Source organism: Siminovitchia jepli (genome assembly GCF_047228825.1).
In the GTDB taxonomy this organism is placed as follows: domain Bacteria; phylum Bacillota; class Bacilli; order Bacillales; family Bacillaceae_C; genus Siminovitchia.
The window spans coordinates 1-25636 of the sequence record NZ_JBFEGN010000059.1 but is presented as its reverse complement, the minus strand read 5'-3'; the positions used below and the strand labels follow the sequence as shown (position 1 = coordinate 25636).

The 25636-nt window shown below is 44.0% G+C and carries 27 protein-coding genes and 2 pseudogenes; 2 read left to right on the top strand and 27 right to left on the bottom strand.

Annotated elements, in window-relative coordinates; all coding sequences use genetic code 11:
* Positions 1-272 precede the first annotated feature (272 nt).
* The 26 genes and pseudogenes from AB1L08_RS16220 to AB1L08_RS16095 all read right to left on the bottom strand — a co-directional run bounded on the left by AB1L08_RS16220 (position 273) and on the right by AB1L08_RS16095 (position 23606).
* Entirely contained in the window at positions 273-1688 is a 1416-nt protein-coding gene (locus tag AB1L08_RS16220) for an amino acid permease (protein ID WP_413065693.1), read from the bottom strand.
* 163 nt (positions 1689-1851) lie between these two features.
* On the bottom strand, positions 1852-2031 hold the full coding sequence (locus AB1L08_RS16215) for a hypothetical protein (protein ID WP_489686532.1): 180 nt from the start codon (positions 2029-2031) through the stop codon (positions 1852-1854).
* A gap of 89 nt (positions 2032-2120) precedes the next feature.
* Positions 2121-2417 carry a hypothetical protein gene (locus AB1L08_RS22595; RefSeq protein WP_489686531.1) on the bottom strand — a complete coding sequence of 99 codons (297 nt, stop codon included), beginning with the start codon at positions 2415-2417 and terminating at the stop codon, positions 2121-2123.
* Between the two features lie 210 nt (positions 2418-2627).
* Positions 2628-2848: pseudogene (locus tag AB1L08_RS22590) on the bottom strand (biotin carboxylase N-terminal domain-containing protein); the annotation flags it as partial.
* A 117-nt stretch (positions 2849-2965) separates the two neighbouring features.
* Complete coding sequence (locus AB1L08_RS16205; protein WP_413065691.1) at positions 2966-3166, bottom strand: tautomerase family protein; 201 nt, start codon at positions 3164-3166, stop codon at positions 2966-2968.
* A 13-nt stretch (positions 3167-3179) separates the two neighbouring features.
* Positions 3180-3971, bottom strand: a complete 792-nt coding sequence (locus AB1L08_RS16200) for a 2-keto-4-pentenoate hydratase (RefSeq protein WP_413065690.1) — start codon at positions 3969-3971, stop codon at positions 3180-3182.
* A complete protein-coding gene (gene dmpG, locus AB1L08_RS16195; protein WP_413065689.1) occupies positions 3968-4999 on the bottom strand; it encodes a 4-hydroxy-2-oxovalerate aldolase in 1032 nt (343 codons plus the stop codon). Before dmpG ends, AB1L08_RS16200 begins: the two co-directional genes overlap by 4 nt.
* A 40-nt stretch (positions 5000-5039) precedes the next feature.
* Positions 5040-5915 (bottom strand): acetaldehyde dehydrogenase (acetylating), encoded by an 876-nt coding sequence (locus tag AB1L08_RS16190; RefSeq protein WP_413065688.1) that lies wholly within the window; start codon positions 5913-5915, stop codon positions 5040-5042.
* Between the two features lie 25 nt (positions 5916-5940).
* A complete protein-coding gene (locus tag AB1L08_RS16185; protein WP_413065687.1) occupies positions 5941-6720 on the bottom strand; it encodes a 2-keto-4-pentenoate hydratase in 780 nt (259 codons plus the stop codon).
* 61 nt (positions 6721-6781) lie between these two features.
* Entirely contained in the window at positions 6782-8251 is a 1470-nt protein-coding gene (locus AB1L08_RS16180; RefSeq protein WP_413065686.1) for an aldehyde dehydrogenase, read from the bottom strand.
* On the bottom strand, positions 8248-8745 hold the full coding sequence (locus tag AB1L08_RS16175) for a RidA family protein (protein ID WP_413065685.1): 498 nt from the start codon (positions 8743-8745) through the stop codon (positions 8248-8250). The genes AB1L08_RS16180 and AB1L08_RS16175 overlap by 4 nt, the downstream gene beginning before the upstream one ends.
* The gene (locus AB1L08_RS16170) at positions 8742-9752 is read right to left on the bottom strand and encodes an amidohydrolase family protein (protein WP_413065695.1); all 1011 of its coding nucleotides are present in this window, start codon (positions 9750-9752) and stop codon (positions 8742-8744) included. The genes AB1L08_RS16175 and AB1L08_RS16170 overlap by 4 nt, the downstream gene beginning before the upstream one ends.
* Positions 9749-10294 (bottom strand): 3-hydroxyanthranilate 3,4-dioxygenase, encoded by a 546-nt coding sequence (locus AB1L08_RS16165; RefSeq protein ID WP_413065684.1) that lies wholly within the window; start codon positions 10292-10294, stop codon positions 9749-9751. Before AB1L08_RS16165 ends, AB1L08_RS16170 begins: the two co-directional genes overlap by 4 nt.
* 452 nt (positions 10295-10746) lie before the next feature.
* A complete protein-coding gene (locus AB1L08_RS16155) occupies positions 10747-10911 on the bottom strand; it encodes a hypothetical protein (RefSeq protein ID WP_413065696.1) in 165 nt (54 codons plus the stop codon).
* Positions 10912-11004: 93 nt separating this feature from the next.
* Positions 11005-11211: a hypothetical protein gene (locus AB1L08_RS16150; protein WP_413065683.1), complete on the bottom strand. Its 207-nt coding sequence runs from the start codon at positions 11209-11211 to the stop codon at positions 11005-11007.
* 1 nt (position 11212) lies between these two features.
* Entirely contained in the window at positions 11213-11740 is a 528-nt protein-coding gene (locus tag AB1L08_RS16145) for an FAD synthetase (RefSeq protein ID WP_413065682.1), read from the bottom strand.
* A gap of 35 nt (positions 11741-11775) precedes the next feature.
* Positions 11776-13281 (bottom strand): 4-hydroxyphenylacetate 3-hydroxylase family protein, encoded by a 1506-nt coding sequence (locus AB1L08_RS16140; RefSeq protein WP_413065681.1) that lies wholly within the window; start codon positions 13279-13281, stop codon positions 11776-11778.
* 30 nt (positions 13282-13311) lie between these two features.
* Positions 13312-13797: a flavin reductase family protein gene (locus tag AB1L08_RS16135; RefSeq protein ID WP_413065680.1), complete on the bottom strand. Its 486-nt coding sequence runs from the start codon at positions 13795-13797 to the stop codon at positions 13312-13314.
* Between the two features lie 331 nt (positions 13798-14128).
* Complete coding sequence (locus tag AB1L08_RS16130; RefSeq protein ID WP_413065679.1) at positions 14129-15412, bottom strand: TRAP transporter large permease; 1284 nt, start codon at positions 15410-15412, stop codon at positions 14129-14131.
* Positions 15409-15894: a TRAP transporter small permease gene (locus AB1L08_RS16125; RefSeq protein ID WP_413065678.1), complete on the bottom strand. Its 486-nt coding sequence runs from the start codon at positions 15892-15894 to the stop codon at positions 15409-15411. The genes AB1L08_RS16130 and AB1L08_RS16125 overlap by 4 nt, the downstream gene beginning before the upstream one ends.
* Positions 15895-15908: 14 nt before the next feature.
* Entirely contained in the window at positions 15909-16934 is a 1026-nt protein-coding gene (locus AB1L08_RS16120; protein WP_413065677.1) for a TRAP transporter substrate-binding protein, read from the bottom strand.
* A 64-nt stretch (positions 16935-16998) separates the two neighbouring features.
* Positions 16999-17787 (bottom strand): IclR family transcriptional regulator, encoded by a 789-nt coding sequence (locus AB1L08_RS16115; protein WP_413065676.1) that lies wholly within the window; start codon positions 17785-17787, stop codon positions 16999-17001.
* Between the two features lie 222 nt (positions 17788-18009).
* Positions 18010-19236, bottom strand: coding sequence for an MFS transporter (locus AB1L08_RS16110; protein ID WP_413065675.1), 1227 nt, complete (start codon positions 19234-19236; stop codon positions 18010-18012).
* Positions 19237-19416: 180 nt separating this feature from the next.
* Positions 19417-20208 (bottom strand): cyclase family protein, encoded by a 792-nt coding sequence (locus AB1L08_RS16105; protein ID WP_413065674.1) that lies wholly within the window; start codon positions 20206-20208, stop codon positions 19417-19419.
* Positions 20205-21965 (bottom strand): thiamine pyrophosphate-requiring protein, encoded by a 1761-nt coding sequence (locus AB1L08_RS16100; protein ID WP_413065673.1) that lies wholly within the window; start codon positions 21963-21965, stop codon positions 20205-20207. The genes AB1L08_RS16105 and AB1L08_RS16100 overlap by 4 nt, the downstream gene beginning before the upstream one ends.
* A gap of 144 nt (positions 21966-22109) precedes the next feature.
* A complete protein-coding gene (locus AB1L08_RS16095; RefSeq protein ID WP_413065672.1) occupies positions 22110-23606 on the bottom strand; it encodes an aldehyde dehydrogenase family protein in 1497 nt (498 codons plus the stop codon).
* 471 nt (positions 23607-24077) lie between these two features.
* On the opposite strand from AB1L08_RS16095, the gene AB1L08_RS16090 reads away from it, so the two are divergent.
* Positions 24078-24686, top strand: coding sequence for a Crp/Fnr family transcriptional regulator (locus AB1L08_RS16090; protein WP_413065671.1), 609 nt, complete (start codon positions 24078-24080; stop codon positions 24684-24686).
* Between the two features lie 99 nt (positions 24687-24785).
* Positions 24786-25190 carry a Crp/Fnr family transcriptional regulator gene (locus tag AB1L08_RS16085; protein ID WP_413065670.1) on the top strand — a complete coding sequence of 135 codons (405 nt, stop codon included), beginning with the start codon at positions 24786-24788 and terminating at the stop codon, positions 25188-25190.
* On the opposite strand, the pseudogene AB1L08_RS16080 reads toward AB1L08_RS16085, so the two are convergent.
* A pseudogene (locus AB1L08_RS16080) lies at positions 25173-25636 on the bottom strand (IS4 family transposase); the annotation flags it as partial. The gene AB1L08_RS16085 and the pseudogene AB1L08_RS16080 overlap by 18 nt on opposite strands.

Below are 25636 nucleotides of genomic sequence, written 5' to 3'. Positions count from 1 at the left end.
ACAGTTTGGGGAGGTACTCCTTTTTTTGTGTCTCAAAAGCCTTGGGGCTCTAGGGCTGATATTTATGAAATTGATTCCTTTGTATAACATATTCCAAATGAGTCAATGAGGGTAACCAGGAACTTTTTATAGGATCGGATAGCCCATATTATACTGAAGAGCGGCAGTTAACTAAAACATATCCAAACTGGTCAGTAGAGAGTAAATGAAATCGGCACAACTATATAGCTTATTTTTTGCTAGTTGTGCCATGTAAGAAAACTTACTAAGAATTATAGAGCATCTTTCTTGCTTTCCATCCCTGCCTGATCCGGCTGTCTCTTTTTCCATACATAATACGCAATGGTAATTAAAATTAACCATGGGATCCCGTAAATTAATGTTTCTTTGAAATTTTCAGAGTACCAGGTAGATATGACGACAGAGAAAACGAGGCCTGCACCTAGAATAGATGTAAAAGGATAGCCGATCATGTTGACAGGAAGCTTTCTACCACCATTTTTATTCCAAGTTTTCCGGAACGCAAGGTGGGTAATAAAGATCATAAACCAAGTAAACATGGCGCCAAAACTAGAAATTGAAACCATTGTTGAAAATGCAGTTTCCGGTGAAACAACCGTGTAAATGCTCGCAATGGCAATACCGATTACAGAGGTTGCCAGAGCTGTAGTTGGAACAGAATTTTTACTTAACTTACCGAATGGCTTTGGCGCATAGCCGGCACGGGATAAAGAGAACATCATGCGAGTTGAAGTATACAGTTGGCTATTCATTGCTGAAAGTGCAGCCACAAGGACTACGAAGTTAACAATACCTGCAGCACCAGGAACATTTAGTATCTCCATTACTTTTACAAAAGGACTGATTTCAATACCAGCGGCACCCCACGGAACAATCATAAGCATAAGAGATAAAGACACGATATAAAACAATATTAATCTAACAACTGCCGATCTTAAAGCAATAGGAACCGCTCTTTCAGGATCTTTTGCTTCTCCCGCACTAACTGCGATCATTTCAATACTTAAATAGCTAAAAAGTGATATAAAGATTGCAATCCACATTCCCCAAAATCCATTAGGGAAAAACCCGCCATCATTTGTATAGTTTTGAACACCTATACCAGATGAACTGTCAGCGCCCACAATAACGTATACCGCGAGGATAATAAAAGCAGTAATCGCCACAATTTTGATGAAAGAGAGCCAATATTCAACTGCGCCAAACATGTTGACGCTCGTTGCATTAACATAAATAAGAAGCCCGGCAAAAAGAAAAATCCATACCATTCCTGGCACAGTCGGGAACCAATATTTCATATAAATAGCGATCGCCGTTACTTCCGTTCCAACCGCACATACGAGGCAAAACCAATATGAATATCTTACAGAAAAACCGGACCACGTGTTTAAATATCTCTCAGCATAGGCACCGAATGAACCGGAAGTCGGATGCGCCACCGTCATTTCAGAAAGCGCTCCCATTAATAAAATGGCGATGAGCGCACCTATTGCATAACTGATAATAACACTTGGCCCAGCTGTACTGATGGCTAAGCCGCTCCCCAAAAACAAACCTGTTCCAATAGCACCGCCGATGGCGATCATCGTTAGCTGTCCAGTAGTCAGCCCTTTGTTTAATCCTTTTTCTCTTTCAATAATCTCTTGAATCCGATCATCTTGCCGCATTTATCTCACCCCTATTTCCCTTTTTTCATCACACCCTATGAATGCCTTGTCATTTTTTTTAAAATAATAAATTTAGTCCTTTAGGATGATCCGCCTTCAAGATCCCAATGGAAATGATAAATTTCATTCATTGTGACTGTCCTTTTCCAATCCTCAGAAACAATTAGTGAAACTTGATAACCTGATAATCGCCAAGCCCGACGGCTTTTGCCTGCTGCTCCAAATTACTGTACTGACCGCCCGGCATTTTATGTTTGTATTTTTCAGTGTGCGGGGAGACCATCCCGTTTTTAAAGTCTTTGTAGTACCTGGAAATATCTTGGCCAGCAGCGACGATGCCCATCCCGAAAGGTCGTGTCGGGTATCAGGACATACTTCCTGGTTTTGACCTCGTCCACAAGCCCGTCCACGTCCTTTTCACCCAGAATCTGTTTAGTCTCTGACTGGGTTGGTTGTCCATCGGAATGGATGGGGTTCTCTGATCGGCCTTCTCGTCTTCTCGATGCACGGGAAACCGTTGACCGTCACTGTCCCAATATAATTGAGCATTTTCGCACCTCGATCCCGGCTTTCCTGAAGGGAATACAGCTTGGTGCTGCTGTCCAAAAATGACGTGTCATATTCTCCCGTGGTGAATTGCTCGTGCTCCATCACGTTGATTAAAAATGGGATATTCGTTTTGGCACTGCAGAATCCGGAATTCCTCAGGATCCGAACTACCTTTGACACTACGTCAGCGCCTGTGTAAAAACTTTTACGGGGAGGAAATTGTAATGTGGAGTAATGACCGCACCCTAGAAGCCGTTACCCGCATGGAGGCGGACCCCAATGCCTCCTCCTGAGCAGTACACCATGGCCTGCCGGTATCCGGCATAAAGTTATGGAACGGATCCGCTGTCGTGACCAGCGACTGGATCACGTATACGTTAATGGTGAAGTCTTCCTGCTTCGGGATTTGGTTTCCATCAAACTTTCTACCGGGCCATTGCTGCCCGAAACAACAGGAATGCCTACCATTATTGCCTGTTCCTTCGCTTTACCTTGTCCCCGAACATATCGTAATGGCGGATCCCCGGACCGATAAAGATAGTCCCTTTTTCGGCACAACGTTTCGCCAGCTCGATATTTTCGGATAAAAAGCCGTAGCCCGGATGGATAGCATGTAACCGCTCCACTATCTTCTTGATTTTATGGAAAGAAAACATTGTTCAGGACCAATTTGGCTGCAGTCCTTACATCCACTGAACAAGACTCTTGCAGTTCTCAACTATTATTTTCTAATCTTTCTGATTTCTAAGCTCGTTAATTGGTAGACCGCCAGCCCCCCAATGGCTGCGTTCCATTTCCGTTACGAGGACCCGAACCTGTTCCGGTTTAACGGAAAGGTTTTTTACGGCTGCCTCTGTAACATCCGCAATCAATCCCTTAATTTCTTTACGGCTTCTGCCTTTTAAAACTAGTATTTGAAAAATCGGCATCATATCCACTTCCTCATTCGCAATAAAAGGAGACACTGCCTAATCCGTTAAACTGGGCGACAACCGTATCCCCGGAATCAAACGAAATGGCCTCAGACATCGCGCCACTCAGGATCACTTCGCCCTTCTTGAATCCTCTCCCCCGTTTGCTCAACTGCTTGGCCGCCCATGCTATGGCTGTTGCTGGATGTCCGAGAACAGCGGCACTGGATCCGGTCTGTTCCACTTTTCCATTTTTGGACATAACCATGCCGATATTGCCCAAATCGAGTTTGTCAGGGCTGACCAACTGACTGCCAATCACAAACTTGATGGATGAACAATTGTCTGCCACTACATCCGTAAGAGTAAAGCGGAAATCCTTATAACGGCTGTCGATCACTTCCAACGCAGGAGCCACATACTTGGTCGCAGCAATGACAGCTGCTTCCGTTACATTATCTCCCTCGAGATCTTTGTCCAAAAAAAAGGCAATTTCAGGTTCAGCTTTCGGATGGATTAGTTGGGATCTTTTGATTGGCTGCCATTCGTACGCCAGCATATCCGCATGGAGGTATCCGTAAATGGCTTCGTTGACTCCCATCATTTCCTGTTTGGCTTTACTGGTCAAGCCCAGCTTGATTCCGACTGTTTTTGTTTGATTTTCTTCCAGCCTGCGGGCGAGGAGACCGTCCTGTAGCTCATAGGCCTTTTCAATGGTCAAGTTTGGATAGGTATCCGTAATTTTGACTACTTCGCGGGCTTCCCGCTCAGCCGACAAAAGGTAGTCAATGATTTCTTTGTCTTCTTTTGTTTTCAGTATCATGTTCCCGCCTCCACTGCTTGTTTTTTGGATAGATTGGTCGCCACATCAAGAATCATATCCTCCTGGCCGCCGACGACTTTCATCTTACCGAGTTCAATTAAAATATCGCGCGGATCTATTCCAAATTTCTTCCCTGCCCGCTCGGCATGGAGCAAGAAACTGGAGTAAACACCGGCAAAACCCAGGACCAAGCTTCCTTTTTTAATTTCCTGGGATCCAGGAATAATCGGGCCAACAACATCTTCAGCCAAATCCATCATTTTATATAAATCGATCCCGACATCGTATCCCATCCGTTCCATTACGGCTAACAGCACTTCCGTCTGCGTATTGCCGGCTCCTGCACCGAGACAGCGGACACTGCCGTCAATCCGCGTCGCTCCTTCCTCAATAGCCGCAAGTGTGTTGGCTACGGCTACTGACAAATTGTTATGACCATGAAAGCCCACTTCGATATCGAGGCTGTTGCGGAGGGCTCTTACTCTCTCCCGAACTTCATGCGGAAGCAACGCTCCGGCTGAATCCGTCACATACACAGCTTGCGCTCCATAGCTTTCCATTAATTTTGCCTGTTCCACCAACTTTTCCACCGGTGCAGAATGCGCCATCATCAAAAATCCTAAAGCTTCCATTCCAAGCTCGCGGGCCATGTTAATATGCTGGGCGGAAACATCTGCTTCTGTCACGTGCGTCGCCACTCTGACGAGTTTTGCCCCGCGTTTGCCCGCTTCTTTTAATTCATGCACAGTGCCGATACCCGGCAGAAGTAATACGGCGATTTTCGACTGTTTGGCTTCCTCAACTGCCGCTTCGATCAGTTTCATCTCATCTACCAGAGACCTTCCGTACTGGATTGTTGATCCTCCCAGGCCGTCTCCGTGGCTGACTTCAATATAATGCATGCCTGCCTCGTCAAGGGCGCGTGTAATATCACGTACCTGCTGTTCGGTAAATTGGTGAGCGACTGCATGACTTCCGTCACGCAGACAGACTTCTGTAATTTTAATATCCTTTCCAGGTTTGCTCATAAAGGGAGAACTCCTTTCTTATTTGTTATTTGCAGCTAGGTTAAGAGACAACGGCCATACTGCGGGCAATATCTTCTCCAACTCTTGCTGCGGCAGCTGTCATAATATCAAGGTTTCCTGCATATGGAGGGAAATAATCTCCGGCTCCTTCCACTTCAAGGAAAATTGTGACGATATTGCCGTCAATTAAAGGTTCCTGCTTTAACCGGTAGCCCGGCACGTATTCCTGCACTTTTTCGACCATGGCATGAATTGAATCAAGAACAGCCTGTTCATCCATGTTTTTCACTTCGCAGTAAACAGTATTTCTCATTAAAATTGGAGGTTCCGCGGGATTCAAAATGATCAGGGCTTTTCCTTTGTCTGCTCCGCCGACCTCCTCGATTCCACGCCGGGTTGTTATTGTGAATTCATCAATATTGGCCCGAGTTCCAGGCCCTGCACTTTTACTGGAAATAGTAGCTACGATTTCTGCATAAGCCACATCAGCTACTCCATTTACTGCGTTGACCATTGGGATCGTTGCCTGACCTCCGCAAGTGATCATGTTGACGTTGTCTGCAGGCTCATCCCCTACCTTGGTACCCACTGCAGGGCTGAAAAACGGACCGACCGCCGCAGGTGTCAAGTCTACTACTTTTTTTCCCATCTCTTTTAAGATTTTTGCATGGTTCAGATGGGCCTTTGCCGATGTAGCATCAAAGACAATGTCCGCAAGGTCAGGATGGTCAATAAGCGCCTGTATTCCGTTAAAAAATGTCTGATATCCTTTATCCCGCGCCCTTTTCAAACCTTCGGAATGCTCTTCTATGCCGATAACAGCCGTCAATTCGATGACTTCACTGTTTTCAAGCTTATACATCAGGTCTGTCCCAATATTTCCCGATCCGATTATGGCGGATTTTACTTTCCCCATAAAATATTCTCCTTTCATTTTGCTTCTATTTAAATGTCACGCTGACGGAACCAAACGAGCCGAAGTCGGCTTTTACATGATCACCGGCTTCAACCGCCAAGGCAGCCGAAAGGGCCCCAGGTAAAATCAGTTCATCCTTTTTCAACATGATGCCGAATTCATGCAATTTATTGGCCAGCCAGGCAATCGCTTCCGCCGGATGGCCAAGAGCCGCCGCTCCGGATCCGGTAGCGATTAGTTCCTCATTTTTATATAGAGCCATTCCTGCTGTGCGCAAATCCGAATTTTCCAGTGTGGAATAACGCTCTCCGATCACCACTTTCGCAGATGAACCATTGTCCGCTACTGTATCTATTAACTTGATTTTCCAATCCGCAATGCGACTGTCAATGATTTCCAACGTAGGAACAACATATTCAGTCGCCAGCAAAACATCTAAATAGGTCACATTCGGGCCGACCAGGTCATCACTCAGCATAAAGCCGATTTCAGCTTCCACCCTCGGGGCAATCATTTCCGTAATATCAATCGTGCTACCGTTTTCAATCCGCATATCGTCAAACAAATGCCCATAATCCGGTTCGTCAACATTAAGCATCTTTTGCATGGCTACACTTGTTAAGCCGACCTTCTTGCCAATAACCGTTTTTCCCTGTTCAATTTTTAACTTCACTGTCTCCAATTGGATTTGATAAGCATCCTGCACTGTCAGAGACGGGTCACGCTCGGTTAAAGGAGACACTTCTTTACGAGTCTCTTCCGCATTGAACAGTTCTAGAGCAAAATCCGCAATTTTAGTGGTCACTTTTTCCCCTCCTGCAAGTAAAACAAAGGAAAGGTGATTGAATCACCTTTCTTTTGTATTGTCACTTTTTCATTGTGATAGTTTTTGCTTCAGTATAAAATTCGAAGCTGTGCCTTCCGCCTTCTCTTCCAATTCCACTGGCCTTTGAACCTCCAAATGGAGTCCTTAAATCACGGACATACCAGCAGTTCACCCAGAGGAGTCCGGAATTGATAGATGAAGAAACCCGCTGGGCTCTTCTCAAATCGTTTGTCCAAACTACTCCGGCCAGGCCATAAATGGAGTCATTGGCAATAGCAACCGCCTCTTCTTCCGTTTTAAATGGGATAATGACCGGAACCGGTCCGAAGATTTCTTCCTGTGCCACCCGCATATTGTTTTTTACATCATATAGAACAGTTGGCATATAGAAGTTCCCTTCTTCAAGCCCCTCGACTCTTTTACCCCCATACGCCAGCTTGGCACCCTCTTCAAGTCCGATCTGTACATATTTATCAACTGTCTCCAAATGGCTGTTGGATACAAGAGCACCCATGTCAGTCGACTTATCCAATGGATCTCCAACCTTGATATTACGGACGGCTTCTACGAATTTATCCAGAAATTGATCATAAATGCTTTCCTGTACAAGAATTCTGGAGCCAGCCAGGCAGATTTCCCCCTGGTTACGGAAAATTGCTTCAATCGAACCTGCTACTGCTTCATCTAAATCTGCATCTTCAAAAACGATGTTGGCTGACTTTCCGCCCAGCTCCAAAGAAACGGGAATCAGATTCTTGGAAGCATTGGCCATGACTGTTTTTCCTGTTTCGGATTCGCCTACAAATGACAGACGGCGTACAGATGGATGGGTAGCCATGACCGTACCGACCTTACTGCCCGGTCCTGTGACGATATTCAGAACCCCCGGCGGCAAGCCGGCTTCATTGGCAATTTCTCCTAACATTACAGCGCTCAGAGGCGTGTAAGAGGCAGGCTTTACTACAATGGTGTTGCCTGCTGCCAATGCTGCTGATGCTTTCCAAGTCATCTGCATGAACGGGAGATTCCACGGAATGATCAGACTTGTCACTCCAGCCGGAGCGTATTGCGTATAGGACAGATGGTTACTCATATCGTAATGCTCATGCACCATATACTTGGCCATTTCTGCAAAAAAGCGGAAGTTGGCCGCGGATCGAGGGATATCAAAATCCCGGCTCTCTTTAATCGGCTTGCCAACGTCCAGTGTTTCAACATAGGCCAGCTCGTCCACTTTTTCGAGAATTAAATCAGACATTTTGCAAAGGATACGGGAACGTTCTTCCACCGGCATGCGGCTCCATACACCGCTGGCAAACGTGCGCTGAGCAACATCAATAGCACGCTTGGTGTCATTTTGATCCGCATTCGCTACAGAGGCCAGCTTTTGATTATTTGCCGGATTAAGGGAATCAAATGTGGCTCCTGATTGAGCATCCACATACTCGCCATCTATAAAAAGTTTGGCATCCTGTATTTTTGTCCTTTCCAATATTTCCTGCTTCGTCAACTGGATTCCTCCTCGTCCTCTACTTCAAGGATCATTTCAATTTCAATCGCTGTATTGTTGGGAAGCTGAGCCATCCCTACTGCAGAACGGCCGTGCTTTCCTTTTTCGCCGAAAACTTTCCCGAGAAGGTCGGACGCACCGTTCATGACAGCCGGCTGCTCTGTGAAGTCCTCGGTGCTGTTCACCATGCCCAGCACTTTGACAATCCGCTTGACTTTACTTAGTTCGCCCAATTCATTCTTGACGACACTAAGCAGATTGAGCATGGATTGCTGTGCAGCCTTGTAGCCTTCTTTTATCGTCAGATCCCTGCCGAGCTTTCCATGGTATTCATCCACTCCCTGGCCGGCGGTAAACAGCAGATTCCCTGTCCGGACACAGCTTACATAGCTGCCGACGGGAGGTCTTAGGGGCGGAAGCTCCAGCCCGAGCTGCTCCAATCTTTTTTCAGGTGTTTCCGTTCGATCTGCCACATTTCCGGTTTGTTTCGTCATTTCAGCAACTCTTCCTTTACATTGATATTTAAGAATGTCAACGCGTTCTCACCCAGGATGGCTTTCTTTTGTTCTTCCGTCAGATCTGATGTATCGTCTATTACTTTTCCAGGCGGAATTTCACGGAGCAAGAAAGGATAGTCTGATCCCATGACAATCTTTTCATGTCCGAAACGTTCAATTAAATATTTCAGATTCATAGGATCATAGTTCAATGAATCAAAGTAAAACTTCTTCGCATAATAGCTTGGCGGCTTCTCAATTTTCCGGATGTGCGGCCAGACGTTCCACCCTTGATCCAAACGCGGAAGGATGTAAGGGAAAGACCCTCCGCCATGCGCAAAGCATACTTTCAAATTCGGATGCTTTTCCATGACCGCCCCGTTGATCAGGCTTGCTGCTGCCAAAGCTGTCTCACTTGGCATACCGACTGTATACATGAAATTATGACGCGGGAAGCGCTCCCTTCCAAGAGTCTCCCACGGATGGACAAAGAGTGGAATGCTCCACTCTTCTGCCATTTCAAAAAACTCCGCGAAAGATGGATCGTCCAAGTTTTTCCCATTAACATTTGTACCGATTTCAATCCCCTTTAGACCAAGTTCGAACATACAGCGCTTCATCTCACGAATAGCCGTATCTGCATCCTGCATGGGGACCGTTCCAAGTCCTATGAAACGGTTCAGATTACCTTTTACGGTCTCGGCGATAAAATCATTTTGGATTTTAGAAAACTCCTCCGCCTGCGCTGGTTCAGCCCAATAAGAGAATGTCACAGGAATTGGGGAGATCACTTGGATATCGACGCCTTCCTTATCCATATCTTCAATTCTTTTTTCGGGGTTCCATACCTGATCCGTGACTTCACGGAAGTTTTTTCCGGAAACCATGATGTTTGCTCCGCATGAGCATGTCTTTTCCAGCACCGGCCAACGGGCGCCTCCATACTTCTCTACAAAATTAGGTATGTCTTCTGGAATAATATGAGTATGAAAATCTACTCTCATGGTTGCCACAACCCTGTTTCCTCAGGCATGACATGCCCGCACTTTTCACACGTACGAAGATCTTCGCTGCTGTCAAATTCTTCAATGGCGGCCTTTAATTGTGTAGCAATATCTGTAAGCTCAAGTGTTACCCGGTGCAACTCATGATCGCAATGATCACAGTACCAAACCATGTGTTCCTTCTTCCCTTGGCGGGGCTCTTCAATCACCATTCCGATCGTATCAGCCACACGATGCGGGGAATGAGGAACATTTGCAGGAAGTAAAAACACTTCTCCTTCTTTTACGGTAACAACTTCTCTTTTTCCTTCATCATTAATGATTTCAACATAGCAGTCACCCTTGATTTGATAGAAAAACTCTTCTGCGGGACTAATGTGGAAATCACGTCGTCTATTCGGCCCCCCTACCATCATGACAATCATATTGGAACCCGGAAACATTTCCTTGTTATTAACCGGCGGCTGCAGCTGATCCTTGTTCTCTTCGATCCACCCCTTGAGACTGGACGCTTTAAACGTTCTGATTGTGTCTTTTGACATAATGAAATACCCTCCATTCTAAATTTCTCCTAAATAAAGCGCATTCATTTTCGGGCTTTCACCAGGATCCGCTTTTCAATTTAGGAGTTTTGTATTTAAGATTAGTATAGTGAAAGGGCATTTTTTATACGCTAAGGTTATTTCATAATATGAAATATAGCAACATTTCTTTAATTTTTTTATTTATTAACGACGCTGGAATAATTCACTCGGTAAAAAACATGGAAACTTAAATTTCAATGTACCCCAGTTCTTTTAAGATCGACTGGGCAGTGTTCTTAACACTTTGAACGATTAGCGGGTCGCCTTTCATATAAGAAGGGGGGCCAATCAAGTTAACAGCAGCAATAATTTGCTATGAATAGGAAAGAATCGGAGCTGCAATTCCATACATCCCGTCCGAATTTTCACTATTGCTGGTTGAATAACCATTCTGACGAATTAACTTAAGCTCATCCTTCAATACAGACAGCATCAGCGAGGGCCTGATCCTTACAAACGGTGATAAAAGCATTAAAAACCGGATTATCCTTTTTGATCTTAGCCAAAGACTGCTTCACCAATTCTACTGGAGAAATCTTCCTGCCTAATGACTTGGATATTTTCAATAGACTCATATAATCCTCCCTGACGCCTTTACAAGGAACGGGGGCATGCGCCTTTTACATAATCGCTAATAAAATAGAGACCCGGAAGATGTTTACAAACTGTTACATCGCTATCCTAGGTCTCACATTTTTAGTTAAAATTGCTAAACCGTTTACATGGATAACCCCTGGAACTTTTTCTAGGAATGATGGAACGGCTTCTCGTGCCGAAAGCTTTGTCAAGGTAAAGTTAGAAGAGCTGCACAGAAAATCAGTATATACTGATTTTTCTGCGGCAGTCCCCTTTACATTAGTTATCTTATTAATCATTTTAAATCCATCCCAGCAACGGCAATGCCTGATCCCGTTTCCCCTTCAGTATCAACTCTCTTATTCTCGTTGAGGAAATTCTTTCCCCGTTCGGGCAACAAATCGGATGGATAGTTTGGACCAGGAAGTGTTCCCTCAATAGGGGGACATCCCCGGAACGCTTATTTCCAAATCTGAAGTCCTCGCCCACTATTATCTTCTTTGGATTCAATTTGGACAACTCTTGAATAAAATCATCGGCAGTTCTCTGTAAGTAGTCCTGATCAAATGTCGCCATTACCACATGATCTACACCCAGCTTCTTCAGCAGTTGGGCTTTCACCACTGGAGTAGTCAGTATTTGAGCCCCCTGAAAGTACGCTCGGGGAGGCGGATAAAAAGTATAGACGACACTAGGCACTCCCTCGGAACAGCTTATTCTTACCAATTCACGGATAACGGTTTGATGTCCGCGATGCACTCCATCAAAGGCCCCTATGGCTACAACAGAACCGGGTAATGTAAGACTTTCAGTTTGGTGAACGCTCAACTGATCTCCCTCATTTCATCGGATTTGCCAAAAGATTATTTGGTTATCTCTTTGGCCGCTTTTTTGTATTCCGGTGACATCTTCAATGCTTCTTCCAAAGCACGCTCCACACGGGGATAAGTAGGATTGTTTCTCTTATGCACGTTGTAAAACATCCCCATTTTGCGGACCGGGTCACCTGAATAATAACGCTCGTATTGGACCAGCCTTTGTCCGAACGCTTCCCCGCACAGATCCCAGGCCAGTTTAAACAGACGGACCCTTTTCTCGGAAGTGACACCTGCACGGCCAGAATAGTACTTATTCATATCATCAGAGATTTCGGGGTTAACAAAGTCAGCTCCAGTAGGTGACATCAGGAGACCACCTGCCCCGATCGTCTGCAGGATTTCAATTGCTCTGGGATACATATTGGGCAGCAAGCCACGGATCGTTTCAAGCGGCACGATGTTCGGCAGCGCCTCTCCCTGCTCCGTGATGGTGTATTCTCTCTCTGCAGTGCGCACCAGCGCCCGGATCGTCTCTACGCCCTGAATCAGTTCAGACAATTGGTTTTGGACGTTCAGAAATCCATCCACCCCGATGGAGTCCGCTATGGAGCAGGTCACATCCGCAACGAAGGAGAGTTTTACCAGGCCTCTGACAGCAGATTGATGAGAAGGCTGCAAATTAGCACCTGTCTTCGGATACAATAAATTCCCCGCTTCCACGTTCTGGTTGATGAAGACACGCTCCCACGGAACCAATACGTCATCAAAAACGAGTACCGCATCCATCTCCTCAAACCTGGATGCCAAAGGATGATCCCATGTAGAGCGCAAGCCATTCTGGGTCTCCTCACGGCAATAGATCTTCAAGCCCGGTGTATCAATTGGAAGTGCAAACGAGATGGCGAACTTCTCATCCCCAGGTTTGAAGCTTGGATAGGAATAAATGATCACTTCGTCCGTGATTGGTGCAAGGGTAGCAAGCATTTTTGAACCACGTACGATTAACCCGTCTTCCGTTTCCCTTACCACTCCGAGGTGGGAATACTCCGAATCCTGCTCATGTGAAGATTTACTGCGGTCGTTTTGCGGGTTGACAATCGCATGTGTAAGGAACAGGTCATTATCCCTCACATACCGGTAGTAATGGATGATGTTATCACCAAAGCGGTCTTCCCCATATTGTCTGAAGAACCAATCGTTAGTGGCGAAGGAGGTTAGCACTACATTCAGGAAATCCGGGGTTCTTCCCATCAAGCCGAATGTGGCTTCTGCCCAAACTTCGAATACCCGTCTGCGTTTTTGTAAATCTTCCCTGTCCCTTGGAATTAAAAACGAATTATTAACCCTTTCACCTGTTTCCTCACAAATATGAGTGATTTGATCTTGGTATTCAGGATCATGCTGCATGTCATAAAGCTTGGCTATCTCCTTGATCGGCTGCCGGAAAACAGGATGATTGTAAACATCCGTTATCTTTTCTCCCCGAAACCACACCTCTGGCTGTCGTGATTTTATACCTTCAATATAGTCTTTTCCTTTTCTGATCCCCATTCTCTATCCCTCCGTTTATATTTAGAATTGTTATTTTCCTTCCAGAATAGTTTTATATTCAGTTTCAAAAAACTTTCCTCTATAGAACATCAGACTTTCACTGTCGTTATAGGAGAAGTCCTTTACTTTCCCCAAAAACAACAGGTGATCGCCCCCTTCATATTCATCCCAGGGGTCACACTGAAAATGAGCGGAAGCTCCTTTCAGCCTCGGGCCTTTTCCAGTTTGATCGTCCCATTCGATAATTAGATCCTCCTGCGGACGACCTGCAAATTGCATTGCATGCCCCCTTTGTTCCGAAGATAAAATATTGATTACGAAAGATCTGTTTTTCAGTTCTTCGAAAGCTTTCGTTTTTTTATCAATCGAAACGAGCAACAGCGGGGGATCCAACGATACTGAAGTAAAAGAGTTAACTGTGATTCCTCTCCTTCGGCCTTCATCATTTTCCCAGGTGACTACTGTGACACCCGTTGCGAAACAGCCGAAACAATTTCGTAACTCTCTGACATTCATTCGTCCCTGCCTCCAATCCTAGCGTTTGTTACTACTAATATATTGAAAACGCTAACACCACTCAATCTCCGGATTCCTCATGATGAAATTACAACAAAATTTTTTCAAATAATTGTATCTTTATTTAGAAAGATGGTGAACTTGCAGTCAGGGTGTTTTATTCCACAAAAAAAGTGACCCGGCCAGATCACTTGAAATATGTAGTGCTGTTTATTTACAGGGTTAAACCACTATTAAAAGGAACGTCTTATACTCACTGCTTGTAGTATAACATTATGGTTAATATAACTAATTTTCATCCTTGGGTTTAGGGCAATAGCTCATGAATATTTTATTTGTAAAGGCTCGGAAGCCACAATACGGCGTCTTCCCAATACGTAATGATCATTAATATGACAACTGTCGTAATCAGGAATGGCATAATGGCCTTTACAAGAGATTCTACTTTTACTTTCGCTACCGAGGAAACAATAAACAGGCCTGTTCCAACAGGAGGAGTCAATAAACCAATTGTCAAGTTAATCGTAATGATGACACCAAAATGAACAGGGTCAATTTGATAGGTTATCAGCAAAGGAGCCAAAACCGGAACCAATATAATTAATGCAGCAATCCCATCTAACACACACCCGAGCAAAAGCAGCAAAATGTTAACCAATAAAAGGAACACGATTGGATTTTCAGAAATACTTAACATAGATTCTGCCATTAATTGCGGAAGTCTCTCATAAGCGATAATGTAGCCGAACAAATTGGCTGTCACAATTAAAAAGGTAATGGTGGCCGTATTTACAACCGTGTTCAATAAAATTTCAGGTATAAATTTTACCTTTAACTGTTTATAAAAAAAACCGATAATGACAGCTATAATACAGGCAACAGCAGCCGATTCAGTCGGTGTGAAAATCCCACCTAATATACCGTATATAATAATGAAGGGAATTAGCAATGCCGGCAAAACATTTAAAAAGCTTTTAAAAATTTCCTTCAGTGTTCCCCGCTCGCTTCTAGGAAAATTCTCTTTGACATTCATGAAGCCAATGACGATTATAAATCCTATTCCCAGTATAATTCCCGGAATAATTCCCGCTATAAACAGATCACCAATAGAAGCTCCTGTCAGCGTCCCATATATGATAAACAGCATACTTGGCGGGATAATCGGAGCTACAACAGACGAAGCCAATGTCAAAGCCGAGGAAAATTCGCGTGAATATCCTTCCTTTTCCATTTCTGGCACCATTACTTTACTCATCATTGCGGCTTGCGCATTTGCTGAACCTAATATGGAGGCAAGAAACATATTCGCAATAATGGAAACATAGGCTAAGCCGCCCTTGAAATGGCCAATTAATACTTTTGCAAATTGTACGAGCCGGCTGGTGATTCCTCCAAAATTCATCAATTCACCGGCAAGCATAAATAACGGAATAGCCAGCAATCCGAAATTATCCATCCCTGAAAACATTTTTTGAGGGACTGTCGCCAACAAAGTAAGGTTGTCAGTTAAAAACAAATAAGCCAAAGATGTAATAGCCAAAACAAGAGAAATTGGAATTCCGATAATCAACAACAAAACAAAAACGACAATAGTTGATACCAAACCAAACGTCATAAAGCATCACTTCTCTTCGGGGTTTTTTTCAACAGATCCACCATGTAATCCAGCATATGAATAAAAGCAAAAGTCAACCCCACCGGAACAGACAGATATGGAATCCACATCGGAATACGCATGGAGCTCGACTTCTGAGGAGATAAGGTCAAGACCCACTCGTAGCTTAAATACAGTAAAAAACCAAGAGTCAGCAAAATAATGAGATGGGTAATGATCAAGAGAACTCTTTTTCCGCTATTAGAAAAACGGTCAACTAAAAAAGTGATAGAAGCTTGGGACTTGTATTTAAGTCCCAAACTCCCTCCCAGAAATGTAAGCCATGTCATCATAAAAATACTAGCTTCATTCGCCCAGAAAAGCGGGGCATTTAAAAAGTATCTGTAAACAACGCCAATAAAAAGTACAATGGTTAAAGCAGCCATCAAAATTATAGAAGCAATTTTTTCAAACTTTTCAACCCAGTTACTTAAAGTCTTCATATAAGCAGCCTCCCCTATTTACGGAACGTGTCAATAAATTCTGCGATCAGAGGATCCTTTGCTTTATACTTTTCATCAAATTCTTTCGTATATTTATCAAACAAAGAAGGATCAATTTCGTAGAGTTCCATACCTCTTTCCTCAAGTGTTTTTCTGAATTCTTCTTCTTGGGAAGCGCGTTTCAACGTAGCAAATTCAGAGGCTGCTTCCATGGACTCTTCCACGATTTTCTTATCTTCTTCGGACATTCCATCGTATAAAGCTTTATTCATGATCATGACGGAAGGCCACACCATGTGATTTGTTACCGCTCCAAAACCGGTTACTTCGTTATAGTTGGAAGTGATGGCTGCATCCAAATCCATATCCATACCGTCGATAACACCCGTTTGTGCAGATTGATACACGTCAGGTAATGAGATGGACTCCGGGCTGACTCCCAATGAACGATACCAGTCTTCCAATGCGGGGCTTGGCGTTACACGCAAAGCCAATCCGTCCATATCTTCCGGTTTCTCTACCTTTTCTCTGAACATCATTGTACGGTGCCCGGAAAAGAAATAACCCAGTGCTTTTAATCCTTGGTCATCCAATGTAGCAAGAATCTTTTTAGCTTGATCACTTTTACTTGCTTCCAATGCTTCTTCATAAGAGTCAAACAGATACGGTGCAAACCATGCACTGAATGCATCCGATTTAGATGTTAAAAAAGCGTTTGTTATAAAGGCAAAATCCAGCGACCCTGCTTCCAGCTGCTGTACCATATCCGAGTCACTCCCCAATTGCCCTCCGGGATATAACTCCATTTTCATCCTGCCGCCGGAACGTTCCTCCAATTCATCGGCCAATTTCTGCGCCGCTTCATTCCAAATATGATCAGGCGGAGCAATATGGCCTAACTTAAAGTTATACGTCTTTTCTCCATCCCTTCCGCCGACAGCCGCTGCTTCCTCTTTGTCGCCGCCTCCACTTCCGCATGCGGATAACACCATAACAGCAATGATTGAAATGATGAACATGCGAATATTAAATTTTTTCACAATAAAAACCCCCTTAAATTTTTTACATCTATTTAAAGAAATCATTGATGCTGCTATTTTACAGTTAAGAGTATTTCAACTTTTTTGAGTATTCACCAACAAAACCTTTTACTTCTATATAACCTAATTCACGAGAGATGGCTTTTGCTGTATTTACAACACATTGAATTATATGGGTTCTATGAAGGCCCCTCATATAGCTTGTCGGCCCTACCAGATTCACTGAAGCAATCGTTTCGCCGGAATAAGACATAATGGGAGCCGCAATCGCATACGTACATGTATCATTTTCATTGTCGCTAACAGAATATCCCTGCTTCCTGATTGACGCCAACTCTTTTTTAAGTATTCCGACATCCGTAATCGTATTTGGCCCTTGCTGTGACAGCCCTTTATCGATGGTTTCCTGCAGATAGGAAGCGTTATAAGCAAGTAAAGCCTTTCCGGCGCTTGTACAGTACGCCGGCTTCCTCGCACCTAAATAAGTAGGAACTGAATCTTCATCTTCTGATGAGATTCTCAACACAAAAACAACGTCCCCTTTATCGAACATGCCAATATGAGCTGTCCCCCTGAACCGATCCGTCAACTCTTTTACCAAGGGCATCGCCTTGTTATAAAAGTCCTGTTGGAACATCACACTGTTATTCCACTCCAGCAATTTCCAACCCAATCTATATTTCCTGTCGGCATCCCTTATTAAAACGCCTTCATTACAGAGTGTCGTAACCAAATGGTGTGTAGTACTCCTGCTCAATCCAAGCTTTTCTGCTATTTCAGCATTCCCCAACACAGGCTCATCGCGTGTAAAACAATTGATAATCGCGCAGGCCCTCTTAACTGAAGCAATCACACAAACCACTCCTTTTCAATTTAATTTAGGTCAGTGATTGATAGATTTAAGCAGAAAGATCTACGTGTCACCTTCAAATGTTAGAAAGCGTTATCATTTCTCTTAACCACGTAACTTTATTCATAACTATAATCATTAACTAACAGACTCACAATAAACAAGTTTAAAATAGTGAAACTTCATGTAATTTTTTCAATATTTTTCGAGAAAAAAGTCATACTTTCATCTTTTTTGTAAAAGGGCCATTGTACTGAAGGATAGGTAGGCCACGATAATCATAATCAGAGTGACAAAAAGCCAGCCCATTTTAAAAGAACCTGTTACATCAAGAATCAGACCAAATAACGGAGGGCCGATAATCACTCCCCAAGATCCGACTGTAATACTGAATCCTGTGGCCAACCCCGCCTGCTCCCTTGGCACCAGCTCTGTTGTGGCATTCATCCAAATGCCATTAAAACCGGACACACTAACACCAAACAAAAAAGCAATAGGTATCATCATCCAATAAGAAGTCCCTGTCGGAAGCATTGCCATCACCGCTGATACCCAGCCGGCCAGCAAAGAAATGATGAGCAGCACAATGATTCGTTCTCCGTTAAACAGCCGGTCGCTGATTACTCCCCAGCCAATCCTGCCAAACGAGCCGCCTATTTCCGAAACAACCAGCAACGTACCGGAAAGGAACAAGCCAATGTTCAGCTTTTCATAAGCGAACAACACCAAATATGTATTCAACATCATTTGCGAGCCGCTTAAAATCAGTGCGCTTACACTTACTAACACCAAAGGCTTGTTTTTCACTAGATTCTTTAGATTACGAAGGGTACTCCCGTTTATTATGGGTTTTCTCGCTTGCTTTTTCTCTTTGGGCTCTTTGTAGGAGAAGTAAGTCACAATTCCTGCTGTCAGCAAAAGTACACTTGCCATGGATAGGGCCGGACGCCATCCCCAGTAATCTGCTGCAGGCAACAAAAGCAGAGCTGCCATAGCCGAGCCGAAGGTGACTCCCATTTGTTTGATCCCCATGGCTGTTCCTCTTTTTTCAGCCGGAAACCAATACATGACGCCCCGATTTGTCGCAGGATGAGAGGCTCCATATCCGATTCCTCCGATCACCACGATGATCAACAAGGGGATGAGCGAGGCAGTGAAAGTCAAAAGAAAAAAGCTGACCCCCAGGCAAACAGCCAGCAGCATTAAAAGTTTTCTGGACCCGATCTTATCCGCCAGCAGCCCTGCAGGCATGGAAACAAGTGATTGTCCAAGAAACAAAGCAGCAGGCAACATCCCAATTTCCGCTTTTGTCAGAGACAAGTCTTCACCAATCAACAAACCCAGCGGTGCCAGGCTTCTGCCTACAAAGGCGACAAGAATCTGAACCAGAAGCAGCCAGCCAAGCATTTGCCAGGATAAATGACTCGAAAATTTTTTCTGTATTGACGGCATCACAATCAACTCTTTTTCATTAACGGATTAAATATATCCATTTAAACTTATCAGTTTTTCTCTTTAAATAATGGACCGAAATTTCCCCATATGAAATCACTTGCTTTTTTCAAAAAAAATCAGATGAAGGAAACCAGTTCGATTTCCGCCACCTGATTAACCCCCTTCCCTAAGGAGATCTTATACCTTTTCCACCAGCGCGATCACCCTGACTGGGCTTCCACTCCCACCTTCAATTTTTAAAGGATTCACAACCAGAACCGCTCCACGCGGAGGCAGTTTATCTACATTCGTCAATTGGGCCAGACCGTATTTGTTCGCTCCGTGCATATAATGATGATTTGGAAATGGCGGATCAAACGAACCAGCGATGCCCGCATCCGTTCCAACGGTTTCAACACCTACGCCGAGAATATCCCTTTCTTCTGCCAGGAAAATCGATGCCTCTTTTGAGATGCCCGGTGTATGCGGCTGTCCGTCTTCCCCGACATTATAAAACTTCTCGTGGTCACTCACGTATTCGCCCCATCCTGTGTGAATGATTACCCAGCTATGCTTCGGAATGGTGCCCTGCTCTTCTTCAAACTTTTGAATATCTTTGATGGACAGACAGTAATCTGGATTAGCACGGGACTGTTCACGGATATCAATGACACATGCTTCCCCAATCATATTCTTCAACGGCATCGTGTCCACACTGTCTTTTCCTTTGCCGGACAGCCAATGAACAGGCGCATCGAAGTGTGTACCGCAGTGCTCTCCCGCTACGAAGTCATTCCAATAAAAGAATGGCCCGTCTTCATCATATTTGGATAACTGTCGAAACTTAAATCCGCCTGTATTCTTAAAAGGTTCCGGAAGCTGAATGACAGGAGTGTTTTCATTGAGGGTTTGCGACATATCCACAACTTCTATTTTTCCAGAAACAATGTTGCTCAACATTTCCGTTAAAATACCTGTTTTAACAATCATTGCATTGTCTCCTTTGCCGTTTTTTCGGCATTTACTTCTCCATCCGAATACACATGCGGAATATAGACATCTATAACAGCTGAGCGTCCTTCTTTTACTTGTTTTAAGCCTTCTGCCAAGGCCTCTTTCAATTTCGAGCGCTCCTTTACCGTAATTGGATGAGCCTCTCCGGCAGATGCAGCGACCCCAGCCAAATCGGCTGGCGGATCGAAATGTACATAAAAGTCCTGGTATGCATTAGCCACACCGTTAGGGTAAACCCCCAAAGTCGAATGTTTGGGAGCACACCACCCCTGGTTGTTATAAATCACAGTCAAGAATGGAGTTTCATAACGTTTTGCCATCCAATGAACGGTTGACGGTACACTGAATAAGTAAGAACCGTCCCCGGTCAAACTGATAACTGTTTTTTCAGGATAAGCCAGCTTCATGCCGATGGCAGCCCCGCCGTTCCACCCCAACGAACCCGCACCGCTCCCAAAGTAAGACCCTGGAACCGTTGCTTCGATATGGTTGGAGATGGCACCATAGTTGGTGATTCCTTCATTTAAAATAATGGTATCTTCATCCATCAGTTCTCTTACGCATGCGGTGAGGTATTCAGGAGTGGTGACATCCTCTCCCGCCTGTTCAAGTTTGCGTCTTTGTTCTTTTAAGCGTTCATGGAAAGCAGTAATTTCATCCCTGCGGGCCGAGACCGTCTTTTGGTCAATCTTTTTTGCATCAAGAGATGCGTTGATCTGCTGTAAAGCCGTAAGGGCATCCGCTTTGAAAAAACATTTGGAAGGGATGTACCATAGCGGCATATCCTCCTTCAGCGGGTCGATGTCGATATAGTAAACGGTTATATTTTCAGAAGGTTTGTTTTTCGTCGGAATCCAAGGTACATCACTGTCCAAAACAAGTACAAAATCAGCTTCGGCAAGAAGTTCATTTTGTTTCGGGTCATTCCAATAAGAGCCGCAGTGCATCGGGTTGTCAGCAGGGAAGTTCATTTGGTGCGGTACGGACTCAATTACAGGAATGGCCAACCGCTCGCACAAGCGGATGAGCTCTTCAACCGCCTCTTTTTTTCTGCCCAGATAAGATGTGACGATCAATGGCTTTTTGGCAGATAGCAAATCTTCGGCCAATTGCTCAATCTGTTTTGGAGGGAGTGCTGCCGGCGCAATCGGCTCCCATAATTCTTTTTGGACTGTTATGCGTTCAGTCTCTTGCTCCATGGCTTCTCTAGGCCCCATTAGATAAACAGGCCCTGCCGGGTCGCTCTTGGCAATTTGCAGCGCCCGATGCACAAGCTGTTTTACATTTGTCCCGGTGCGGATTTCATTGTCGTATTTTGAATAACCGCGCATGATGCCGCGCTGATCAAATACATCCTGAATCCAGTGGATGAATTCATTTCTGCTTCCGGTCAATTCCCCTTCCTGCGTAAAGGGTGAAGCACCGGCAAAAACCAATACGGGAACGCGGCTCTTATAGGCATTATGTATAGCTCCTCCCATGTTCTGGGTACCGCATTCCACGTGAACGATGACGGCCTGTAGCTCTCCTGTTGCCTGTGCATAACCGTGTGCAGCACTGAGAGCGACAAATTCATGCGGACATATGATGACCTTCGGTAATTCGCGATTCTCTTGCTTGGCGATGGCCAAACTCTCGATGATCGACGGGTGATCACTTCCAAGATTGGCAAAAATATAGGACACACCCGCTTCTTTTAAAGCCTCTAAAAAGGCTGTACCTGTTGTATACAATGAAAAGCCTCCTATCAAACAATCTTAATATCTAGTTGTAAGCACATATTAAAAGAAATGAATAAACAAATTTTTTATGAGAATGATAGACAAAGTTGCAGAGCTATGAGGGCGCACAACTCTGCACTTTTTTAAAACCAGATTCTATATGAACAATCCGGCAGTAGGAAGCTGGTAAGCTGCTACGATCGTCTTGGATTGACTGTAGGCATCCAGGGCTTCTTTGCTGTACTCTCTGCCGACACCGCTATTTTTGTAGCCTCCAAATGGAGCACCGGATTGGAAGTTGAAGTATGAGTTGATCCAGACACTTCCCGCCTCAATTTTGTTAGCTGTATCCAGAGCTTTTTCCAAATCATTCGTCATAATTCCGGCTGCCAATCCGTACTCAACCCCGTTGGCAATCTCAATGACTTCCTCGACCTCTTTCCATCTGGTCACAGTTGCTGCCGGTCCAAAAATTTCTTCCTGGGCGATTCTCATGTGCGGCTCGGCTTCAATAATGGTAGGTTCGATAAAATATCCATGCTCATGGCCCGGAACCGTTACACGGTTGCCTCCATAAAGAATTTTCGCACCTTCTTTCTTGGCTATTTCAAAGTAGTTCAGCACTCGCTCTCCTTGCTTTTTATTAATGATGGAAGCCAGTCTCGTCGAGCGATCTGTCGGAGGCCCAATCTTCACTTTCTTCGCTCTTTCAATCAACTTTTCTACGAATTCATCATAAATGTCGTCATGGATTAAAAGACGCGTTCCAAGAATACAGCTCTCTCCGTTAAAAAACGTGTAGCCAAGCGTAGCATTTTCCACTGCTCGATCAATGTCAACATCAGGGAACACGACGTGCGGGGCCTTGCCGCCCAGTTCAAGAGTCACAGGAAGGATTCTTTCTCCAGCTGTTTTTCCGACGAGACGTCCAACCTCCACACTTCCGGTAAAGGCCAATTTGTCTACATCCGGATGATCGATCAGAGCCTGTCCAGCTTCATGTCCATAACCCGGAACCACATTCACTACTCCTTTGGGAAGAATGTCTCCCAGAAGCTTGGCCAATTCCATGATAGAGAGACAAGCATCTTCTGCAGGCTTCAGGACAATTGTATTTCCTGCTGCCAATGCAGGCGCAAGCTTGAATGCCGCCATAATCATTGGCACGTTCCAAGGAATAATTTGAGCACACACGCCTAGCGGCTCTTTTTTCGTAATTAGATAGCCGTTCTCCACCGGGCGGGAAGCGCCTTCATAATAAGTTAAGATGGCTGAAGCAAAGTAGCGGAATTGATAAATAGCAAGCTTATAATCCAGGTCAAATTCGTGCAGGGCCCTCCCCGTATCCATACACTCAATCAATTTTAGACGCTCTTGGTTGGCTTCCAACACATCAGCAATTTGATTAAGCAGTGCAGAACGTTCCTCAATGGTCGTTTTTGCCCAGCCCGGAAAAGCTTCCCTTGCCGCTTTTACCGCTTTACCAATATCTTCTTTTCCCCCGCGGCCAATCTGTGAGAGAACCTCTCCGGTAGCAGCGTTTACCGCATCAATGTATCCGTTGGCCGCTTCAACCGCTTCCCCATTAATAAACGGGTCGTACTTCTCATTAAATTTAATCTCGTTTGAACTGATTTGAGTTAGAGTTTCCATTATCCTTTTCCCCCTCCAATAAAATTGTGCATTACGTGATTGACGATCGGAAACTTTAAGTTAACCACCAATATTAGAAGGTGTTCGTCCTCTATTTACCCTCCACCTCTTTATCATTGAGTTGCTGAGTTCTTCATTAAATGTATTGTATCCGATATATAGAAACACAATATGTTAACTGATTAACATATTGTCCGTCTATTTTGAATATATAGTCAATTACTCCTGGCTTTTTACAAATCCTCGCAAGTTTCATCATGTTAAATTTTGTGCTTTCGTTATTTTAGGCAATTCTATATCATTATCTATGATTTATTTCATTGCTTAGATCCCCAGGCTGATTTACAATTAAGTGGGCTTTGTTTTACTCCTAAAGACTATCAACGGTTTTCAGATAAAACGAAATAATTTAATTATTATTCTTTTTTGACCATTGGCCAATTGAGCATTCTATTATAGGGGAGGAAATGAATGATGAGGTATAAGTGGAAGCCTTACCTCCAATATGGGCAAAGGAAGCTAAAAAGAAGAGGAGAAACCTTATATTCGCAAGGACAAAAAGGAAAGGGATTTTTTTATTTGGCAAAAGGTAAAGTAAGTATCCGGCTGCTGTCAGAGGATGGGAAGGAGCGGATTATCGATTATGTATTGGAAGGCTATCTTTTTGGAGAACAGGGAGTTTCCAGTGACCCGTATTCAACCACTGCAATAGCTGATACGGACGTTACACTCTGCCATTTTACGAACGAAGCCTTGATGAATGTATGTAGAGAGAATCCGGAAGCCAAAGAACTTTTTATTTCCTCACTCATCAGTAAGGTGAGATTATTATCCGATACCTATGCGATGTTAAACAAGCCCTACGAGCAACAGATGGCTCATTTTTTAATTCGATTGCGTGAAAAACACGATAGCCGTGCAATCCCTATTACCCAGGTAGCTCTGGCGCAATATATCGGCACCTCACGAATCACCATTTATAAAATTTTACAGAAATGGATAAAGGAAAATATGATTATCCAAAAAAGCCGTATGATTGAAGTTACAGATCTCCATAAATTGAAAGCGCTTTTAGACTAGTGTCTTCGTCTTCTCCTACAGTAAAGATTGAGCAAATTTTTAAATATTACATTCATTCATTTCCTTATCAATGCTCTATTAACAAAGGAGGTTTTTGACTTGCTCGCATTGACAGTGAGTCCGTTAAAAACTTGGGAAGATTTTATTCCTTACGGAAAAAGGAAATTTTTAAGAGCCAAAACGATCATTTTTAGGCAAGGAGAAATAGAACCGGGTTTTTATTATGTAAAAAAAGGCATTGTAAAAATCTTTACCATGAAGCCTGACATCAATAAAAGAATATTGGACGTTGCCGGACCAGGAATGTTAATCGGAGAGCATACCATGGATCAGCTCCCCTGTTTTTCAACAGCGATTTCCCATGAGGATAGCATTTTATATCACTTTACCAAAATGGATTATGAAGAACTATCTCGAAAACACCCAGAAATTACTCTTCTCTTTGCCCAATCGCTTATCCATAAAAAGAAACTTCTTCTCAATAACTCAACTTTCGCAGAGTGAAATTGGCAAATAAGCCTTGATATAGTTGGGAAGGCCAGAGATCCACTGCTCAAGTTGACTTTGGATTAACTTTTGAATTCTTTTATTCGTCTGTTTTAAGGCGTCTTGAAGAAGCTCGATTAACTGCTGTAAAGCTACAGCCCAATCAAGTTCATTCACTTCATCACATAATTCATAGAATAAGCCGCCAAGTGTGCGCTGGTCAGTATGACAGCGATTTTGCCATGCAAGGGCGATAAAACGCGCGAACACAATGGTGGTGTGGCTAATTAGTGCGTCATATGACCGGCTTTGGAACTCTTTTTCAAGTTTTAAGAGGGATTTGGCCGTCTTAAAGAAAACCTCGATATCCCAGCGCATCCCATAGATCCGAATAATTTCTTGTTCGGTAAGGCTACAGTCAGTACTGAGGATGGCAAGCCATTCACTTCGCTTGTTTCTGTTTC

Bases quoted from the DNA above. Each gene is read 5' to 3' on its own strand.
- AB1L08_RS16220 (WP_413065693.1), bottom strand. From the start codon at position 1,688: ATGCGGCAAGATGATCGGATTCAAGAGATTATTGAAAGAGAAAAAGGA.
- AB1L08_RS16215 (WP_489686532.1), bottom strand. From the start codon at position 2,031: ATGGGCATCGTCGCTGCTGGCCAAGATATTTCCAGGTACTACAAAGAC.
- AB1L08_RS16205 (WP_413065691.1), bottom strand. From the start codon at position 3,166: ATGCCGATTTTTCAAATACTAGTTTTAAAAGGCAGAAGCCGTAAAGAA.
- AB1L08_RS16200 (WP_413065690.1), bottom strand. From the start codon at position 3,971: ATGATACTGAAAACAAAAGAAGACAAAGAAATCATTGACTACCTTTTG.
- dmpG (WP_413065689.1), bottom strand. From the start codon at position 4,999: ATGAGCAAACCTGGAAAGGATATTAAAATTACAGAAGTCTGTCTGCGT.
- AB1L08_RS16190 (WP_413065688.1), bottom strand. From the start codon at position 5,915: ATGGGGAAAGTAAAATCCGCCATAATCGGATCGGGAAATATTGGGACA.
- AB1L08_RS16175 (WP_413065685.1), bottom strand. From the start codon at position 8,745: ATGACGAAACAAACCGGAAATGTGGCAGATCGAACGGAAACACCTGAA.
- AB1L08_RS16170 (WP_413065695.1), bottom strand. From the start codon at position 9,752: ATGAGAGTAGATTTTCATACTCATATTATTCCAGAAGACATACCTAAT.
- AB1L08_RS16165 (WP_413065684.1), bottom strand. From the start codon at position 10,294: ATGTCAAAAGACACAATCAGAACGTTTAAAGCGTCCAGTCTCAAGGGG.
- AB1L08_RS16155 (WP_413065696.1), bottom strand. From the start codon at position 10,911: ATGAGTCTATTGAAAATATCCAAGTCATTAGGCAGGAAGATTTCTCCA.
- AB1L08_RS16150 (WP_413065683.1), bottom strand. From the start codon at position 11,211: ATGATTAATAAGATAACTAATGTAAAGGGGACTGCCGCAGAAAAATCA.
- AB1L08_RS16140 (WP_413065681.1), bottom strand. From the start codon at position 13,281: ATGGGGATCAGAAAAGGAAAAGACTATATTGAAGGTATAAAATCACGA.
- AB1L08_RS16135 (WP_413065680.1), bottom strand. From the start codon at position 13,797: ATGAATGTCAGAGAGTTACGAAATTGTTTCGGCTGTTTCGCAACGGGT.
- AB1L08_RS16130 (WP_413065679.1), bottom strand. From the start codon at position 15,412: ATGACGTTTGGTTTGGTATCAACTATTGTCGTTTTTGTTTTGTTGTTG.
- AB1L08_RS16125 (WP_413065678.1), bottom strand. From the start codon at position 15,894: ATGAAGACTTTAAGTAACTGGGTTGAAAAGTTTGAAAAAATTGCTTCT.
- AB1L08_RS16110 (WP_413065675.1), bottom strand. From the start codon at position 19,236: ATGCCGTCAATACAGAAAAAATTTTCGAGTCATTTATCCTGGCAAATG.
- AB1L08_RS16105 (WP_413065674.1), bottom strand. From the start codon at position 20,208: ATGATTGTTAAAACAGGTATTTTAACGGAAATGTTGAGCAACATTGTT.
- AB1L08_RS16095 (WP_413065672.1), bottom strand. From the start codon at position 23,606: ATGGAAACTCTAACTCAAATCAGTTCAAACGAGATTAAATTTAATGAG.
- AB1L08_RS16090 (WP_413065671.1), top strand. From the start codon at position 24,078: ATGATGAGGTATAAGTGGAAGCCTTACCTCCAATATGGGCAAAGGAAG.